This window comes from Dokdonella koreensis DS-123 (genome assembly GCF_001632775.1).
GTDB classification, from domain to species: Bacteria; Pseudomonadota; Gammaproteobacteria; order Xanthomonadales; family Rhodanobacteraceae; genus Dokdonella; species Dokdonella koreensis.
Genome location: NZ_CP015249.1, coordinates 4,393,593 through 4,412,319 on the forward strand (window position 1 = coordinate 4,393,593; position 18,727 = coordinate 4,412,319).

Annotated in this window: 10 protein-coding genes; 4 read left to right on the top strand and 6 right to left on the bottom strand. The window is 69.1% G+C overall.

The genetic code is table 11. The features are described 5' to 3' along the window. Nucleotides 1-30 precede the first annotated feature (30 nt). The 5 genes from I596_RS17775 to I596_RS18870 form a co-directional block, all read right to left on the bottom strand. A complete protein-coding gene (locus I596_RS17775) occupies nucleotides 31-3,984 on the bottom strand; it encodes an Lcl domain-containing protein (RefSeq protein WP_150132250.1) in 3,954 nt (1,317 codons plus the stop codon). Nucleotides 3,985-4,196: 212 nt separating this feature from the next. After that, nucleotides 4,197-6,599 (bottom strand): winged helix-turn-helix domain-containing protein, encoded by a 2,403-nt coding sequence (locus I596_RS17780; protein ID WP_067651097.1) that lies wholly within the window; start codon nucleotides 6,597-6,599, stop codon nucleotides 4,197-4,199. A 108-nt stretch (nucleotides 6,600-6,707) separates the two neighbouring features. Continuing rightward, on the bottom strand, nucleotides 6,708-6,908 hold the full coding sequence (locus tag I596_RS17785; protein WP_150132251.1) for a hypothetical protein: 201 nt from the start codon (nucleotides 6,906-6,908) through the stop codon (nucleotides 6,708-6,710). Between the two features lie 1,641 nt (nucleotides 6,909-8,549). After that, nucleotides 8,550-9,422: an RHS repeat-associated core domain-containing protein gene (locus I596_RS18305; RefSeq protein ID WP_083965711.1), complete on the bottom strand. Its 873-nt coding sequence runs from the start codon at nucleotides 9,420-9,422 to the stop codon at nucleotides 8,550-8,552. 61 nt (nucleotides 9,423-9,483) lie between these two features. Further along, the gene (locus I596_RS18870) at nucleotides 9,484-11,622 is read right to left on the bottom strand and encodes a right-handed parallel beta-helix repeat-containing protein (RefSeq protein WP_190278945.1); all 2,139 of its coding nucleotides are present in this window, start codon (nucleotides 11,620-11,622) and stop codon (nucleotides 9,484-9,486) included. A gap of 381 nt (nucleotides 11,623-12,003) precedes the next feature. Here I596_RS18870 and I596_RS17795 point away from each other — a divergent pair, with 381 nt between their 5' ends. After that, complete coding sequence (locus tag I596_RS17795) at nucleotides 12,004-13,266, top strand: peptidase MATCAP family protein (RefSeq protein WP_067651106.1); 1,263 nt, start codon at nucleotides 12,004-12,006, stop codon at nucleotides 13,264-13,266. A gap of 14 nt (nucleotides 13,267-13,280) precedes the next feature. On the opposite strand, the gene I596_RS17800 is transcribed toward I596_RS17795, so the two are convergent. Next, entirely contained in the window at nucleotides 13,281-16,781 is a 3,501-nt protein-coding gene (locus tag I596_RS17800; protein WP_067651109.1) for a hybrid sensor histidine kinase/response regulator, read from the bottom strand. A gap of 114 nt (nucleotides 16,782-16,895) precedes the next feature. On the opposite strand from I596_RS17800, the gene I596_RS17805 reads away from it, so the two are divergent. Genes I596_RS17805 through I596_RS17815 form a run of 3 tightly spaced genes read left to right on the top strand, consistent with a single transcriptional unit; the run spans nucleotide 16,896 to nucleotide 18,716 of the window. Next, nucleotides 16,896-17,642, top strand: coding sequence for a 4'-phosphopantetheinyl transferase family protein (locus tag I596_RS17805; protein WP_067651112.1), 747 nt, complete (start codon nucleotides 16,896-16,898; stop codon nucleotides 17,640-17,642). A 23-nt stretch (nucleotides 17,643-17,665) separates the two neighbouring features. After that, complete coding sequence (locus I596_RS17810; protein WP_190278946.1) at nucleotides 17,666-18,244, top strand: RNA polymerase sigma factor; 579 nt, start codon at nucleotides 17,666-17,668, stop codon at nucleotides 18,242-18,244. After that, a complete protein-coding gene (locus I596_RS17815; protein WP_067651117.1) occupies nucleotides 18,237-18,716 on the top strand; it encodes a hypothetical protein in 480 nt (159 codons plus the stop codon). The genes I596_RS17810 and I596_RS17815 overlap by 8 nt, the downstream gene beginning before the upstream one ends. Nucleotides 18,717-18,727: the final 11 nt, after the last annotated feature.

Here is an 18,727-nt window from a genome sequence, read left to right on the forward strand (position 1 = left end):
CCGGCCCTGCCGGCGCGCGGTGCGGATGCCTCAGGGATCGGCCGCGAACGGCAGGAACGACAGGCCGACCGTCGGTGCGTGGCGCAGCGCCGCGTCGGCGGGAACCGTGTCCAGCGACACGCTGGCCGAGCGTTGCGCGGCCCAGAGACGCAGGACCGATCCGGCTGCCTCGTCCCGTTCGAGCGCCAGCATGACCGGTGCCGCCGCCGGCAGCCAGTCGCCGGCCTGTTCGCGATCGGCCTGGATCGTCACCAGCCGCACCAGGTCCGCCGCTCCGACGATGAACCGCTCGATGCGCGCGACCGGCCGGTCACCGGCGAAGACGGTGGCCACGGTCCGCGCCGTTGCCGCAGCGGGCTCGTCGGCGAGGTCGAACACCACCGCCTCCGCGGCCGGCCAGGCAGTGAGCCGCTCCGCATCGGCGGCCGCGCCGTCGCCGTAGCGCTCGTAGCCGTCGCGGAACAGCACCATCGTGGTGGTGGCGCTGGCCTGGTCGTTGGCCGGATTGCCGTCGTTGGCCGCCTGCGCCAGCACCGCGGTGACGAGGGCCTGTTCGGCCACATCCTGGCGCACCGGACTGGTCAGCAGGTAGCTGACGCCGGCACCCGGCGGCAGGCTGAGCGCGCTGTCGGCCAGGGCCCCCTGGCCCGAGGCGGTGCAGCCGCTGGACACCGGGCCCAGGCAGATCCAGCGTGTCGATGCCGCGTCGAGCGGAGCGGCCAGCTCGCTGCCGATGACGACCGAGGACGCCGGGTCGGCTCCCTGGTTGTGGACGGTGACCACGTAGTCGAGCAGCTGGCCCGGGCGCACGTGCTCGCGGCCCGCCACCAGGTGCACGGCGACGTCGCTGCTGCCGATGCTGTTGGTCAGCGCGAAGGCGACCGGCGCGGCGATGCCGGCGACGCTGGCCTGGACCGCATAGCTGCCCGTCGTCGCATTGGCGGTCGCGGTGACGGCCGCGTAGCCGTTGCCGTCGGTGGTCGCCGTCGGCGCCGACAGCACCGCGCCGGCACCGCTTGCCGGTGCGGTGAAGTGGACGGCGGCGCCCGCGACCGGGTTGTTCCAGACGTCGCGCACCTGGACCGCCAGCGGCAGGGCGAACGGCCGGCCGATGGCGGCCGTCTGGCCGCCGCCGCCGAGCGCCGCCAGCACGCTCGGCGCGCCGGCCGCGCCGGTGCCTGCCAGCGCGATCTCGAAGCTGCCGGCGTTGCTGGACACCGGCACCGTGGTCGCCGCCGGTCCCAACAGCGTCGGCGTGAATGCAAAGCCGAGCGTGCAGCTGGTCCCCGGCGACAGGTTGAACGGACCGGCCGGGCAGGTGCCGCCATTGCGCGCGAACGGCGCCTCGACCGCACCGACCTCGATCGCCTCGACCGTGCCGGTACCCGTGTTGCGGACTTGTGTAGTGGCGGTGCCGCTGGTGCCGAGCCCGACCGGGCCGAAGGCGAGCGCCAACGGATCGACCAGAAGCTGGCCCTGGCCCGGCTCGACGTGCAGGTGCACCGAGACCGGGACCGGCGTATTGCCGCCGCCATCGTTGCTGCGCACGCACAGCAACGCGTGGTAGTCGCCCGGCTCCAGGCCGGCCGAGTTGATGCCGATCGCCACGGCAGCCTCGGTACCGGCATTGACGTTGCCGCTACCCGGCGTGATCGTCAGCCACGGCAGCGCTGCCGGCGCGTCGCAACCGGTCGGCGGCGACTGCGGGCCGGCCTCGACCGCGCGGATCAGCATCGACCGGTACTGCGCGAACGGCGTCTGCACCGGCTGCCACGCGCCGCCGCCCGAGTAGTTCCAGTAGTAGCCGCCGGCATGGCCGACCGGACGATCGGCCGATTCGTCGGACAGCACGAAGACGTTCTGCGGATTGGTCGGCTGCCAGCGCAGGCCCACGTAGACGCTGCCGGTCTCGACCGTCGTGTACAGCGCGGACAGGTCGTAGGCGTGCCAGACCGGCGTCGCCACCGGGTACGGCGGGATGCCGCTGGCGGTGACCGCCAGCGCGCCCAGCTCGGTGCCGGGCGTGCCGCCCGGGCCGTTGTCGTCGAAGACGACGATCTCGAACGCGAACGTCGAGACGCCGCCGCTGCCGCCGAACGAGAAGCAAGCCGAGCCGATCGAGGCCGGGTAGCTGGCCGGCGTGAACTTGTCGACGATCATCACGCCGCCGGGCCAGGCGGCGTTGCCGCCGTAGGCCGATTCCGCGCTGCCGTCGTCGTGGACGATCAGGCCCGATCCGGCCTGGCAGTCCGCCGGCGCACCGCGCCCGGCCGACGGCAGCGCTTCGTGCGCGGTGTCGATCGACCAGGCCAGGATGCCGCCGCCGTCGTTGGCGATGGCCAGGTTCTGAGTCTGCGTGCCGGTCTGCTGGACATGGAAATCCAGGTTCGGCGGCTCGACGCGGATCATCGGCGGCGCCGGCATGGTGCAGGTGACCTGCACGCTGCCGATGTCGGTCGCACCGATCGTGCCGCCGCCGTTGGCGACCTGGCAGGCCTGCTCCGGCACCGGCGGCTGGGCGACCGTCACCGTATAGCTGTCACCGGTGGCGACGCCGAGCACGAACGCGAAGCGGCCGTCGGCCGCCACCGTCAGCGTTTCGCTGCCGCCGGCGCCGGTGTCCAGTCGCAGCCGCAGGCCGGTGCCGAGCATGCCCGCCACGGTACCGGCCACCTCGTAGGCCACCGGCCCCTGGTAGTCGGCGAGCGGACCGCCGCCGCGCACCAGGCGCACGCGCCCGAAGTCCAGGTCCTTGGGCACGCCGAGCTGGTGCCCGAACTCGAAGTTCATCACATAGGCGTTTTCGGTCGCATGCTGGAGCGACGTCGAGCTCCAGTGCATCTCGACGTCGGGGTTCGGAAACACGCGCGCGTCGAGGATCGGCATCGCGCAGCGACGTTCGCGCAGGCTTTCCAGTTCCTTGAGGTTGGGCACGCGCCAGTCGCGGAAGCCGAGGTGCCCGGCTGCATTGCGCGCGCGCGCCTCCAGGAACGCCGCCTGCCAGCTGCCGGTCCAGGGCTCGCCCTCGCAACGCGACTTCTCGCCGCCGTCGACGAGTTCCTGGCCGAGCGAGCAGCGGTCCCAGACCAGGCCGGTGCGGCGGTCGAGCACGGTCGGGCCGTCGATCTCGTAGGCGCCGGCGGTGCCGGGCCGGATCTGCGGGTTCTCCATGCCGCCGCAGACCGGCGGCTCGCCCTGGCTTTCGACCAGCGCCCCGCTGACCACGCGGATCGCCAGCAGCCCGCCCTTGGGATGGCTTTCGACGTGACCGTCGGCGAACGTCAGGCCGTAGGCGAACTCGGGACTCGGCTCATGGGCCGTATCGGCGGTCCAGCCGCCGTTGTAGCCACGAAACGGACCGCCGTCGGCGAAGTAGACCGGATCCAGCGCGCCGCCCTCGTCCATCGACCGGCCGAAATCGACCAGGTCGTGCAGCTCGTCCAGGCTCGGCAGCCGCCAGTCGGTGCGGCCGCACAGCGCCTGGGCGTTGACGTAGTCGACGTAGGCCTGCGTGTTGCAGGTCAGCGTGAAGCCGCAACCGAGCTCGACACCCCCCTCCTCGCCGGCGTTGCCGCCGTCGTGCTCCGGGTCGGGCTGGTACCAGTGGAAACCCCATTCGAAGTGCCGCGGGCTGGCGGCATTGGCGACCTTGATCTCCCACAGCAGGCCGGTGTGGTTGTCGCGCGTGCAGGCCCAGCTGGTCGGCGGCGTGCCGAGCGTGGCGCTGGCCGGCAGCGCGCTGCCGTTGTTGGCGATCTTGGTGTAGTCGAAGCCGGCATCGCCGCCGCCGACCTTGACCAGCTGGCCGGCCGCGGCCGCCGCGTCGCGCCCGTGGTGGCCGTCCTCGCCGCGGTAGCCGGGCAGCCGGCAGGACTGGACCTGACCGGCCGCGTCGTAGCACTGTCCCTGGCCGCTGTCGTTGCGTGCCTGCAACGGAACGCCCGCCCATGTGGCGGCGGGCAGGAACAAGAGAAGCAGCGACAAACGCGCAAAGCCAGGCATCGGACCGTCCCACGGCAGTGAAGTACACGGCGAGTCTGGCCCAAGGCCGCCGGCCGGCGCATTCGGGATGGATTCAAGAGCGCTTCAGGGGTGCTTCATGGCCCCGCAACGCCGAGGCGATGGCCGTACCACGGGGGCGGGCCACCGCGCTGCCGGCGCCACGCCGCGTTCCAGCGCCTCATGCCGGTCGGCCGCTACCCGCGGTTCGACAGGGCATTCTTCAGCGGCTCGCTGATCAACGCCTCGGGGACCGGACGCTGGCCCGCCAGGCCGCGCGCGCGTTCCAGCGCGGTACGCCACGGTCCGGCCTGGCCGAGCGACTGGTGCAGCCGCGCCTCCAGCAGCGCGCAGTCGAAGTCGCGGTCGGACCACGCCGCCACGCGGCCGATCACCGTGGCGGCCCGTTCGAGCCAGCCATCGCTGATCAGGGCGTTGCCGTACGAGCCGGCCACCCGCGCGATCTCCAGCGGCACGCCGATGCGATCGGCCGCCTGCAGCGCCGCCTCGTAGAACCGGTAGGCCTGCTCCGGGTCGTGGTCGGCCCAGTGCTGCTCGGCCTGGATCAGGTCGGCATGCAGGCGCGCCTCCTCGTCGACCTGCGCCGCCCACTGCGTGATCCGCGGCAGCTGCTGGCGCGCGGTCGCATCATCCCCTTGCGCCCGCAGGCTCGTCAGGTAGCTGCGCCAGACCGCGCCGGCGTCGCCGGGTATCGCCGCCGCATCGCCGAGCAGCGCCGCCAGTATCGGTGTCGCCTCGGCCGGCCGGCGCAGCTCCAACAGCAACCGTCCCCGCGCATAGCGCACCTGGCGCCATTGGTAGGCCTCGTCATGGCGGCCCTCCTGCTGCTCGATGCCGTCGAGCACGCGGCCGGCCTCGTCGAGCTGGCCGTCGTCGATCAAGGCCAGCGCGTGCACCGCCGCCGCCATCGGATACAGGCGCTGGGACGGCTGGTCGCGCACCTGCAGCCAGACCGCGCGCGAAACGGCCAGGGCCGCCACATGGTCGAGCAGTTCGCGGTGCATCTGCGCCAGGGCGATGCCCAGGCCGTTGGCTTCCGCCTGCGCACCCAGCCGCTCGAAGCGCGCGATCGCGCGCGCCAGGCGCGGCGCCGCCTCCGCCAGGCGCCGGCGGTCCGCCGCCATCGTGGCGAAGCCGGCGTCCACCACCGCCACACCGAACGCATCGCCGGTGCCTTCCAGGATCGCCCGCGCCCGGCCCAGCGCCGCCGTGCTGTCGTCGAACCGGTGCAGGCTGCCCAGGCTGACGCCGAGATAGGCCCAGGCCGTGCCCAGGTGGCCCGGCTGGTTCAGCGGCTCCAACAAGGCGATCGCCTCGCGGTAGAGCGGCTCGGCCTCGTCGAAGCGCGCACGCGTCCGCGCGATCGAACCCAGCCCGATCAGGCTGCGAGCGCGCAGCAGCGGCTGCGCCTCCGGCGTCAGTTCCTGCAACAGCGCGCGAAAGCCCTGCCCGGCCTGGTCCAGCCGGCCAGCCCGGTAGTCCAGCTGGATCGCCTGGAACTTCAGCTCCGGGCGGTCGCGCACGGCCGGCGGCGCGGTGTCGAGCAGCACCGCCGCCGCGTCCAGCCGGTCGGCCAGGAACTCCGACTCGATCCGCTGCACCCATTCGGCCAGCACCCGGTCCGGATCGGCCTCCACCTGGTCGGGCAACGGCTCGCGCTTGAGCAAGGCCAGCAGGCGGTCGCTGGCCAGGCGCGCCGCGTCGAGCAGCTCCGGCGCGTCCGCCACCACCGACGCCGGCAGGTCCGCCGCACCGTGCAGCGTGAACCGCACCTGCCAGCGGCCGGCGCTGCGCTCCGCCGCCGGCTCGACGACGATTCCGGCGCCCGCCTCGCGCGCCAGCCGCGGGATATCGGCGCGCAAGGCTTCTTCTCGCACCAGGGCCACCGCCGTCGCACTGGGCACCACCGGCCAGCCGCCGGCGCGAACGCGGTCGGCGACGGCATCCATCAGGCCCAGCGGCACCCAGGCCGTCTCCGCCAGCCGCGGTACCGCCACCGGCAACACGAGCACCGGCCGCGCGTCCGACGTCGCGATCGCCGGCGAAACCGGCACCGCAGGTGCCGGCGCCTGCCGGGTGAACCACGCCAGCGCCAACACCGCCACCGTCACGATCGCCAGGCCGAGCAGTGCGCCCTGCCAGCGGCGCGCCGGCCGCGCCATCGGGATCGGCGCCGGCAGATCAGGCGGCGGCGCCGTTTCGACCGGCGGCGGCGCCAACACCGGTGTTTCCGCCGACTCCGCCTCGGCCGGCGATTCAGCGCCGGTCTGTACCGCCGTGATCCAGCGATAGCCGAAGCGCGGGATCGTGCGGATCATGCCCTGCTCGCCGCCGCTGTCGCCCACCGCGCGCCGCGCGTGCATGACCGTCTGCGCCAGCAGCGTATCGGTGACCTCGGCCCGTCCCCACACCGCCGCGATCAGCTCGTCGCGGCCCACCGCGCGCTCGCGGTGCCGGACCAGGTAGGCCAGGCAATCGAACACCTGCGGCGTCAACGCCAGCAGCTGTCCCTCGTGCTCCAGCTCGCGCTTGGCCGTGTCGAGGCGGTATGCGCCGAAACGGAAGGACTCATCGTTCATCGCCGGGGAGCATAGCAAGAGGCCCTCGAACGGACCTTGGCGCGAGGCCGGCGAGCGCCCCGAACGCAGGACGCCGAGAGTACAGGCATCCCTGCCCGTCGCGGACGCTCAGCCGTCCAGGGATCGGGTCAGCTTCTCGAACGACTGGTGCCGGCCCGTCTCGGCGTGGCCGCCCATCACCTCACTGTACGGACCGTCGATCGCGACGACGCGCGTACGACCAGGCCCTCCGGCATGGAACTCCGTGTGCGTGCTGGTGCGCACCAGCAGGCCCATCGGCGGTTGCGGGGCGAAGGACAGCAACAGCATCAGAAAGAAGAGGCCATCCAAGGCCAGCCGCTATGGCTTCTCACAAACGAGAATGTCTTCACCTGATCTGAACAGCACCACCTTCTCGGCTTTCGAATCGATCACGATGACACCATCGTGGCGATCTTTTGGACACGAAGGGAGCCTGCCGAATCCGGATCTCGCTCTGCTGAGCACCAGATGCTCTCCCGCTATGAGGCCGCTATTAGCTCCAATTTCTCTATATTTATCAGCAGCCCACATATACGTGAAGGTCAGGGTCGATACATATGCCGCGACTATGAACGCGGTGACAAGCATTAACTTTACTCTACGCACGAGTGCCTCGCGCGATCTTCGACCAAGCCCAGATACTAACTAGCTCGTCGCAACAGCAGTTCATTTCGGTGGAATTGGATCCCTAGCTTTTCTCATCTTTCTCGCCCACAGCTCCCCGCCTTGATTGCGGCGTAATTGCGAGAACGAAGAACGACACGATTATGGATCCAAGCACAACCCTTTCTTTTTTAATTGCGGACGAAAACGACGAAATACCCCGACGATATTCCTCTGAATACGTCCCTTTCTTAACCTCTCCACCCACGAGTATTCTCGAATACAGCCCAACGAAAATAACTCATACAGTCCAAGAAAAGAAATTGCCATGCAGAACCACAATCTTGCAATTGCTCCTCTTTTTTGCACCACCAAGCAAATAATAAAAACCGCGACCGCCACCACAACATAAATAATATCCATAGTCTGCTACCAAATAGCAAAAACCACGCCGCCTTTCTCTTGAACTCTCCACATGCTTAGCCAGCGCCTCCCATGGATACCTCGCGACTATCCAACATGCGAACAAGTTCGGCATCGCAATTGGGCGACTCCCTGATATATCGCCTAACATCCGCTGCCATAATCTGATCAGGATCAAGAAAACTCAGCTCCGCGAGCTTCCTTAAATCTTCCTTGCTTGGCGAGTGCCTTAACCACCAATGAAACGCCCCGTTTCTATCATGCTCCGGCGACTCTTCGTGCTCTCTCTTGTACCCGTTCTTATGTATTTCCCAAAGCGCGTCGGGAAACATTTCAATCCATTCTTTCGGAAAACCGAATCTGTTTAAATACTCATCTTTATTCAAGGCCCGAATCCCCAGTGGCCTCATTAGTTTTTGAATTCAACAGAAGGGAACTCTCGACATATCTTCGGCAGCGTCCAATCCTTACCTCTCCACCTCAGGTAAAGCTCCAGTTCCCGCTTCCGTACCTGCGAATTTTCTCTCAACGCAAATGAAGCCTCCAAGCCTTTGGAGCATATTGTCCAGTTGAGCCACCCATTACGCCAGACAGGAGGTTTCAAAACATGCCATTTTTGGCTTGTCGCTCTTTGTTTATAGAAATCAAATACGGAGTCGAAATTTTCTTCCGTAAGGAATGAATTGTGAACACTAATGGTGGAGACCCTGTTTTGGACCTCAGGCTCAAATGAACTGTCAATTTCTGGGTAATCGAAGAGAGCGAAGAACTCCTCTCTCATATATTCGAGAGTCGGTTTATCTCTGTAGGACGCAACCGAAAAGAGAAGCATGGTAAGTGCCCCGATAATCACTGCCCCCCCGGCCAGCAACTTGAATACTACGCTTGTCGGATCAAGAAACCTCACCATCCGCCCCCCCATTCGTAGTCTCTTATGGATTGCTCACCAGGCGTGACAGAGTAACCAACACCCACCCCTAGGATCGTTGCCGTTTCCCCCGTGGTCGGGGACCACCCCATACCACCGCCGACCCCGTAGTATCCTCCGGCAAATCCCTGACTGAACCCGCTCAAATAGTTATCCACCTGCTGACCTGTGGGCGTCTTGCATTGATTCAGCCACCCCATGGATACACTCATAGAGAATCTAAGTGGATTACCCCAATTTTTGGATATGCCGCCCGCAAAAAAACTCGCTCCACTGCGACTAAAACTACGACTTAAACTAAAAACATAATAATTTATCGACACTTGGGCAAAATCAGGTCCACGAGCGACGGGCTGCCCATAATTGTCTCGCATTTCTCCTGGAGGAAAAGTCCACGGCCCAACTGACTCCAACCCTGAGGGATCAATCACATTTGAAGGGCTGTTCCGAGCGTAGGCATACGTATTCAACCCTCCGGCAAGCCCGATCGGATCAGACTGAATATAACGCCCAGTATTCGAGTCATAGTCTCTGAATCCGTTGTGCCAAAGGCCGGTCTCGCTGTCGTACATTTGACCCGGGAAGCCCAGGTTAAGTCCGCCTATCGAGTCCTGCGTCACTACGCGATCGAAGGCATAATTCGCCGCTCTCCAAACCGTGTTGCGGCCGGCATTCGTCACTGCTTCTGGGCGGCCTAGGTGATCGGTGTGGATCGCGTAGTAGTCCCTCTTGCGTACCAGCGCGATCGGCTCTCCATACAAACGAATGATCCAGCGCCAATCCTCGAGCGGCGTCTGTTCGTAGTCGAGCAACAGGTTGCCATCCGGCTGATAGACATAAAGCCCCAAGACACCATTGCTGCTGTTCTTAGCCGGGCCGGGTCGCCTCGACCCGGCCTGCGATGCCGTCCTACTCGGCCGGAATGCCCTTGGCGCGGACCATGAACGCGCCCGGCAGCACGACGAACTGCGTGTTGTCGTTGCGCGTGCCGAACGGCGCGGAGGCGAGGTCGTCGATCACGTCGGCGATCTCCGGCGCGTAGAAGAACCAGGACTTGTCGCCGGAGGCATCCCGGTCGACGCGGGCGGGCTTGTCCTGGCCGCCGTCCAGCTTGGCGCTGGCGCCGACGAAGAATGCGCCGCTGACGCGCGTCGGCGGGATCTTGACCGTGAAGAAGTTGTCGTTGAACACGTCAGGCGTGGCCTGCACCGAGGTCAGCGCGGTGGCGTTGCGCGGGTCGAGGTCGGCGTCGGGATCGTCCAGCAGCCAGAACGTGACCGGCCCGTTGGCCAGCGACGGGAACGTGGGCCCGAACGCGATGGAGATCTCCGTGATGACCTCGGCACCGGCTTCGGTCAAATAGTAGTTGCCCCAGAGCATGTCCGGATCGAACGTGGACGGCGGACCCTGGTTGGTATCGCCGTCGCCGTCGTCGTAGAGGTAGGTGACGCTGGTGACCGGGGCCTCGAAACCGTCGCGGAAGATCAGGTCGCCGGCCGGAACCTCGAACGCGCCGATGTCGGAGGCGGCACCGACGACGCGTGGATGGCCCTCGCCGCGCTGGTCGTAGGGATAGGCATTGGGATTGGCACCGGCGTCGATCGCCGGGCTGCCCTCGCCGAGCGCATGGGTCTGCGTGGGACCGCCGTTGGCGGCGAGCGGCTGCAGCAGCGGATCACTGCCCACGGTGTCGCCTGGCAGCGTGAGCGTGCCGGCGTCACCGATCAGGTTGTGCGCGCCGGCGACGGTGAGCCCGCCTTCGGTGGCGGCAAGATCGGCGGAAAGGCCGCCGCTGGGTGCGGTGTTGCCGAAAACGATCGAGCTGTCGAACGTGAAGGTGACCGCCGCGATGTCGTCGGCACGGAATACCAGGCCGCCGCCGCCGACACTCGCCGCATTGGCGGTCAGCGTGCTGTTGGCCACGATCAGCTCGCGCTCGCTGAGCACGCCGGCACCACGGGCGCCGCGATTGCCGGAGACCGTGCTGTTGGCGATCGTCAGGCGCGTGCCGCCCGGCGGGTCGCCGTAGTTGCTGAACTTGGCCTTGAACACGCCGCCACCGTCGCCGTCGGCCTCGTTGCCGGACACCGTGCTGCTGTCGAACACGCTGGTATCGCGCAGGAACACGCCGCCGGCGATGCCGGCCTGATTGGTGCCGCTGGCGGTCACGGTGTTGCCGCTGATCGTGCTGCGCGTGAGGGTCAGGCTGCCGCGTACGTAGAGGCCGCCGCCGCCGGTGATGTAGAAGCCGTCGCCGCCGCTGACGGCGGTGATGCTATTGCCGCTGATCGTGCTGTCGACCAGCACCGCATCGCCGGCCACGTAGGCGCCGCCGCCGGAAGCGACCGCGTTGCCGCCGGCGGTGCTGCTGGAGTCGCTGATCGTGCTGGACTGCATCGTCAGCGTGCCGGAGACGCTGAGCGCGCCGCCGAAGGTCATCGGCGAGCCGCCGCTGGCGTGGCAGTCGGTGATCGTGACGTTGGTCAGCGTGATGTTGCCGGACGAGTCGATGCAGCTGGCGAGCCCGTGCGTGTAGTTGCCGTTGCGGATGGTCAGGTCGCTGATCGCCAGCGTACCCAGGCCGACCTGGAAATCGCCGTGCAGGAAGACGCGGTCGCCGTTGCCGTCGATCGTCAGCGCGTCGCGGCCGGGGCCGAGGACCGTCAGGTCGTTGATCTGATGATCGCCGAGCACGCCGATGTCCAGCGGCCCGCCGGTCAGCGTGATGGTGCTGCAGGTCAACGCGGTCAGGTCGATCGTGTCGGTTTCCCCGGCCGCTTCGAGCGCGGCGCGCAGGGTGCCGGCGGAGCCATCGTCGGCGCAGCTGGTCACCGCCCAGGTGGCCGCCGGCCGGTGCGGTACGGTGCGCGGCGCGGGCGCGGGCGTCCGGCCCTGCGTGCGGTCCTGACGCAGGTCCATCCGCAGCCGGTAGCGGTCGGCGGCAGTGGGCGCGTCGGCCTGCGCCGGTATGGATCCGGCAAAGGCGGCGACGGCGATCGCGGCGGCCAGGGGAGCCACACGCGGGAATGTACGGCGAATCGATTTCATCGTGGAAAGTCCTCTCGAGCGAATGCGAGCGTTGCGACGGACCGGTGCGGGAGGCCGTGCCGGTCCTCGAGCATCAATAGCGCAGTCGCCTGCCGGGGAAAAGGGACTTCCGGCCTACGCTCCACGCAACGCGCAGCGTACGGGCACGACGCGCTGCACCATTCCCGCGTGCGTCGCCGGCCCGCCCTCGGGCTCTGCGCGGCGGCGCAGTGCGATAGGATCGGCGCGATCCGGCGATGAACGACGATATGCTTCGTCGTGACGGGTGTTCACCGAAGGAAAGCGATGCATCCTGCGAACCTCACGCCGTGCAGCACACCGCACCGGCCGGCACGGGACCGGCCATACGCGCTACCACCGTCGTCGCGGAGCGCCGGATAGATGGACGCCTCTACCGACAGCCTGGCCCGTCATGCCGACCTTGATCGACGCCTGGTGGCGGCGGTCAAGGGCATACGCGTGCTGGCGATGCTGAGCTGGCCGGCGACTGTCCAGCGTGCGTTCCTCGACGGCTGGCAACGCGGCAATGCGCGCCTGCCGCAGGTCGACTACCCGCGGCCGGACCACGGCGCGGCGCGCGAGGCCCTGACGGCGATCGCCGCGGAGGCCGATGCGCAGCACCCGGTGGGCGACTACATCCGGCGCAGCGCCGATTCCTGGCGGGTCGCGACCGACCTGCTCGACGCAGCCGGCAGCGCTGCGATCGTGGAACCTTCGGTGCGCCTCTACGGCCGCCCGGGCTACCGGATCCCGGGGGGCGAGGTGACCAACCTCGACGCCGCCCGGCACTTCGTCACGCTGGCCGACGAACTGGACCCGAACCTGGTCGCGGGTGACGCGGAGGACGGCATCGCCGCCGAGACGCTGCAGGCGGACCTGCAACGCGAGCTGGACGCCTTCTTCGGCCCGGCGACGATCCGGGTGGAGGTCGATCCGGACCTGATCGCCAAGGCGGCGGCCGGCGCGACGCGCATCCGGCTCCACTCGGCCACCTGCTTCAGCGAGTCGGACCGCAACCAGCTGCTGCAGCACGAGGCTTTCGTGCATTCGTTGACGGCGCTCAACGGGCGCAACCAGCCGCACCTCAAGTCGCTGGGCCTCAACTCGCCGCGGATCACCGCGACACAGGAAGGGCTGGCGGTGTTCGCCGAGCTGATGACCGGGGCAATGGACATCGTGCGGATGAAGCGGATCAGCCTGCGCATCATCGCGATCGACATGGCGCTGCGCGGCGCGGATTTCATCGAGGTGTTCCGGTTCTTCCTGGACGCCGGCCAGACCGAACCGGAGAGCTTCTCCTCGGCGCAGCGCGTGTTCCGCGGCGCCCCCACCACCGGCGGCGCGGCGTTCACGAAGGACACGGTCTACCTGCACGGTCTGCTCTCGGTGCACACGTTCTTCCGCTGGGCGCTGCGCAACCGCCGGCTGGACCTGGGCCGCAACCTCTTCGCCGGCAAGCTCAGCCTGCACGACGTGCTGGCGCTGGAGCCGTACTTCACGTCCGGCTTCGTCGCGGCACCGGCACGGCTGCCGCCGTGGCTGCAGCACGCCAACGGCCTGGCGGCGATGCTGGCGTTCTCGCTGTTCGCCAACCGCATCCGGCTCGATCACGTGGAAGCCGAGGACCTGGTGCTGGCGCTGTAGCGCCCCGGACGGGTTCAGGCGGTGGCGGCGGGGTGCGGCAGGCGCCGTCCCAGGTGCGCGATCACCGCCCGCAAGGCGGCCGGCTTGACCGGCTTGCGCAGCAGCACGTAGCCGAGCTGGCGCGCCTGCGCCGACAGTTCGGCGCTGTTGTCGGCGGTGATCAGCGCCCCGGGCGGCGGCGGGTCGCAGAGCGCGCGCAGGCGCGTCAGGGCGTCCAGACCGTTCTCGTCGGCGTCGAGGTGGTAGTCGGCCAGGATCAGGTCGGGCCGGCGCGCCGCGGTGGCCCGCATCGCCTCGGCGGTGGTGGCCGCCAGGTCGCAGCTGATGCCCCATTGCGTCAGCAATGTGGCCATGCCGTCCAGGATCGTCGCGTCGTTGTCCAGGCACAGCACGTGCAGCCCGCTGGCGATGCCGATGGCCTGCGGCCGGTTCTCCTCGCGCGGCGGCGGTGCGGCCGGTGCCGGTGCGCGCGGCAGGTCCACCGAGAAGACGCTGCCGTGGCCGACCCGGGAGCGCACGCCGAGCCGGTGGCCGAGCAGGCGCGCCATGCGATCGCAGATCGCCAGCCCCAGCCCGAGGCCCTTCTCGCCCCACGGCGAAGCCTGGTTGCCGCGGTGGAACTCGTTGAAGATGACGCGCTGCTGGTCCGCCGTGATGCCGGGGCCGGAGTCGCGCACCTCGATGCGCAGCAGGTCGCCGTGCCGCCGCACGCCGAGCAGCACGCTGCCCTGGCGCGTGTAGCGCAGCGCGTTCGAAAGGAAGTTCTGCAGGATGCGGCGCAGCAGCTGCGGGTCGGTGCGGACCCAGGCGCGGGAATCGAAGAACTGCAGGCGGATGCCGCGCGCGCCGGCCTGCACGCCGAACTGGTGCTTGAGCGGCTCGATCACCTCGTCGACCGACACCACGCCGATTTCGGCGCGGTACTTGCCGGCGTCCAGGCGCGAGGCCTCGAGCAAGGCGTCGAGCAGGTCCTCGGCGGTCTTGAAGGCGGTGTCGATGCGCTCGGCCAGGCGCTCGGACTCGGTGTCGAGCTGCGGCTGGTGGCGCAGGGCCGAGGTGAACAGCCGCGCCGCATTGAGCGGCTGCAGCAGGTCGTGGCTGGCGGCGGCGAGGAAGCGCGTCTTGGACTGGTTGGCGGCCTCGGCCTGCCGCTTGGCCTGCTCCTGCGCGGCGAGCGCCTCGGACAGCTGGTGCGTGCGCTGCTCCACGCGCTGCTCGAGCGTCTCGTTGACCTCGATCAGCGCCTGCTCGGCGCGCTTGTACGCAGTGACGTCGGTGAAGGTGGTGAGGTAGCCGCCGCCCGGCAGCGGGTCGCCACGCGTCTCGATCACGCGGCCGTCGGCGCGCGTGCGCAGGAACACGTGCGGCCGCGCGCTGCGCAGATGGCCCAGGCGGCGCCAGACCTGCTCCTCGCTGTCACCGGCGCCCAGCAGGCCGCTGGTCGCGTTGTGGCGGATCAGGTCGGCGACCGGCCGGCCGACGTAGACGAAACCTTCCGGGTAGTCGAAGAAGTCCAGGTAGCGCCGGTTCCAGGCGACGATGCGCAGGTCCGCGTCGACCACGCTGATGCCCTGCATCATGTTCTCGAACGTGACCGCGAGCAGCTCGCGGTTGAAGCGCAGCTCCTGCGAGGCCTCGTCGAGCATCGCGACCGCTTCGGACAGGTCCAGGCCGGTGCCGCGCAGGGCCGTGGTCAGCATGCGGCGTGCCGAGGCGGCGCCGACCGCACCGGCCAGCAGGCGCTCGGTGTACTGCAGCAGGGCGCGGTCGGCATAGGCGTCGGGCGCCAGCGGCTTGCCGCCGCTGTGCGCGTACTCGGCGAATGCGCGCGTGGTGTTGTCCTCGCCGACGATGCGCTCGGCGATCGTGCGCAGGTCGGCGACCGTCACGCGTCCGCGCCAATCGGCCACCGGCGGCGGGCGCACCACCGCCGGCTCCAGGAACGCGGCGGCACGCAGCCGTTCGTCGACGCTGGGATGGAAGCGCAGCGAGACGAACACCAGGCAGCCGATGTTGAACAGCAGCGACCAGAACGCGCCGTGCGTGAGCGGGTCCCAGCCGCTCAGCTGGAACAGCGCATGCGGACGCAGCCAGCCGATCGCGAATGGGCCGTCCACGACCCAGCCGGTCGGCAGCCAGCCGGCGCCGGCCAGCGTCGGCAGCAGCAGCGTGTACGCCCAGACCGTGAAGCCGGCCACCAGGCCGGCGATCACGCCGATGCGGCTGGCGCTGCGCCAGTAGAGGCCGCCGATCAGGGCGGGTGCGAACTGCGCCACCGCCGCGAACGAGAGCAGGCCGATCGAGGCGAGGTTCTGCGTGTGGCTGGCCGAACGGTAGTAGGCGAACGCCATCAGGCCGAGCGCGATGATCGTGACGCGGCGCACCGCCAGCACGATGCTGGACAGGTCCGCACGCTGCTCCAGGCGCAGTGCGCGGATCCGCAGCAGCGCTGGCATCACCAGGTCGTTGCTGACCATCGTCGCCAGCGCGACCGAGGCGACGATGACCATGCCGGTGGCCGCCGAGAAGCCGCCGAGGTAGGCGAAGACCGCCAGCAGCCGCTCGCCGTGCGCCAGCGGCAGCCAGAGCACGTAGGCGTCCGCGGAGACCGCCTGGCCGCGCGCGGCCTCGGCGCCGGCGTGGACGATCGGCAGCACCAGCACGGTGATGATCGCCAGGTACAACGGGAACATCCAGCGCGCGCGCGCCAGGTCCGCGGTGTTCTCGCATTCGACCACGCCGACCTGGAACTGCCGCGGCAGGCAGAAGATCGCCGCGAACGCGAGCACCGTCTGCGCGACGAAGCCGGTCGGCAGGCCCTGGTCCACCACGGTCGCGACCGGCCGGGCCAGCACCTCCAGGCCGTCGGTGGCCGTCAACGCGTAGATGCCGACGGCGACGAAGGCCAGCAGCTTGACCAGCGACTCCACGGCGATCGCCAGCATCATGCCGTGATGGTGCTCGGTCGCGTTGATGCCGCGCGTGCCGAACAGGATCGCGAATACCGCCAGCAGCAGCGCGATATAGAGCGCCGTGTCGGTCAGCACCGGGGTGTGCTCGAGCGGGCCGCTGCCGACCATGACGTCGAAGCTCATCGTCACCGCCTTGAGCTGCAGCGCCAGGTAGGGCACCACGGCTGTCACCGCGATCACCGTGACCAGTGCGCCGAGCACGTGCGACTTGCCGAACCGCGAGCCGATGAAGTCGGCGATCGAGGTGATGTTGCGTTCCTTGGCGACGACGACGAGGCGGCGGAACAGCCCGAAGCCGAACACGAACAGCAGGATCGGCCCCAGGTAGATCGGCAGGTACGACAAGCCGTCGCGCGCGGCGGTGCCCACGGCGCCGTAGAACGTCCAGGACGAGCAGTAGACGGCCAGCGCGAGGCTGTAGACGATCGGGCGCAGCCAGCTGCGGTGCGGATAGAGCGGCCGCCGGTCGCCGTAGTAGGCCAGCGCGAACAGGCCGCCCACGTAGAGGACCGAAACCAGCAGCAGGATCCAGCCTGCGATCATCGCGCGCACGCCCGGGGCATCAGAACGGCCATTCTAGGTCAGGCGGCCGCGGGCGCGGCGTCCCGGGCGCGGCGTCCCCTTGACACCCCGGCGCCGGCCGCCAAGCATCGGCGCATGTCCGACCTGCCGCTTTCCGCCGGCGGCGCCCGCAGCGCGCCGCCCCCGCTCGCCGACGACGAGATCCACCTGTGGCAGCTGCGCGCCGATGCCGGGCTCGGACCGCGCGGCGTATCGGCGCTGGCGCACCTGCACCTGGGACGGCTGTTGAGCGCCTACAGCGGCGGCGGCCGGCCGCTGGCGATCGCGCGCGGGCCGCACGGCAAGCCCTACGCGCCGGAGGCGGGGGGCATCGAGTTCAATGTCAGCCACAGCGGCCACTACGTGCTGATCGCGTTCGCGCGTGGACAGCCGCTGGGCGTCGACCTGGAGTCGGTGGCCGGGCGTCGCCGCGCGATCCTGACGATCGCCGAGCGGTTCTTCGCGCCGGACGAGGCGGCGGCGCTCGCCCGGCTCGACGGCGACCGGCAGCACCTGGCGTTCCTGCGGTTGTGGACCTGCAAGGAGGCGGTGCTCAAGGCGATGGGTAGCGGACTGCACTTCGGGCTGGACCGGCTGCGGTTCTCGCTCGACGCCGACGGCCAGCCGCGCGCGGTCGCGCAGATCGTCGGCGATGCCGGCGACCCGGCCCACTGGCACCTGCACCGGCAGGAGGCCGCCGCCGAGACGGTTGCGGCGCTGGCCTGGAACGGCCCGGAGCGGCGCGTACGGTCCCTGACGATCGGCACCGCGGCTGAATCGCCGGGGGGCGAGGCCGGGCCGCCTGCGACGGATCGGCCCCTGCCGACGTCTACGTCTGCGTGATGGCCGATGGCAACCGACAACACGTGAGTCAGGGCTTCGGACAGGCGCTGGATCCGTTTACGCTCGAACGCGCGCGTCGCGGCGACATGCGCGCGTTCGAGGTCATCTACGGCGTCTACGGCAAGGCCTGCTACAACCTGGCGTTGCGCATCCTGGGCGAGCCGGCGGCCGCCGAGGACATCGTCCAGGACGTGTTCCTCAAGCTCATGGACACGATCGGCAGCTACCGCGGCGACGCGCCGTTCGGTGCCTGGCTCAAGCGCATGGCCGCCAATGCCACGATCGACCGGCTGCGGCTGGACCGGCGGCAGGGCGTGGACGATCCGGACGCGCTGTTCGCCAGCATGGGTGCCGCCGATCCGCCGGCCGATGCGATGGTCGACGCCTGGACGCTGCTGCAGCGCCTGCCGGCGCGCGCGCGCGCGGTGATCGTGCTGCACCAGATGGAAGGCTATACCCATCGCGAGCTGGCCGAGCTGTTCGGCCAGACCGAGAGCTACTCCAAGTCCGTGCTGTCGCGCGCCCTGCAGCGACTGCACGCCACCCTCGACGAGGCCCCCTCGCAGGCCGGCGTCGGTACCCCGGTGATTCCCCATGTCTGACCTGCGCTTCGCCACCGATCGCCTGTTTCCGCCCGTGCTCGACGGCCTGCCGGAGTTCACTCCGGATGCCGCGCTGTGGTCGCGGATCGAGTCCGCCCGCCGACAGCAGCTGGGCCGCCGCCGCTGGACGCGCGCCGGCGGCTCGCTGGCCGCCGCGGCCGTGTTCGCCGCCGCGCTCGTGGTGCTGCCGCGACCGACGCCAGCGCCTGTCGCTTCCGACGCGCTCGCCGGCCGGCTGCAGCAGTCGCAGGCGTTGGAACAGGAATGGTCCCGCCTCGACCCGCAACCGGCGCTCGCCGCCGGGATGCCGCCGGGTTCGGTATCGCTGCGCCGCATCGACGCCGCATTGCAGGCCGCCTACGATCGCGGCGCCGGCGACGAGGAGCTGGCACCGTTGTGGGAGGCGCGCAACCAGGCGTTGCGCGTGCTGATCGAGAACCGTCGCGATGCCGTGGTCACGGTCCGGATCTAGTGCGAGACCTG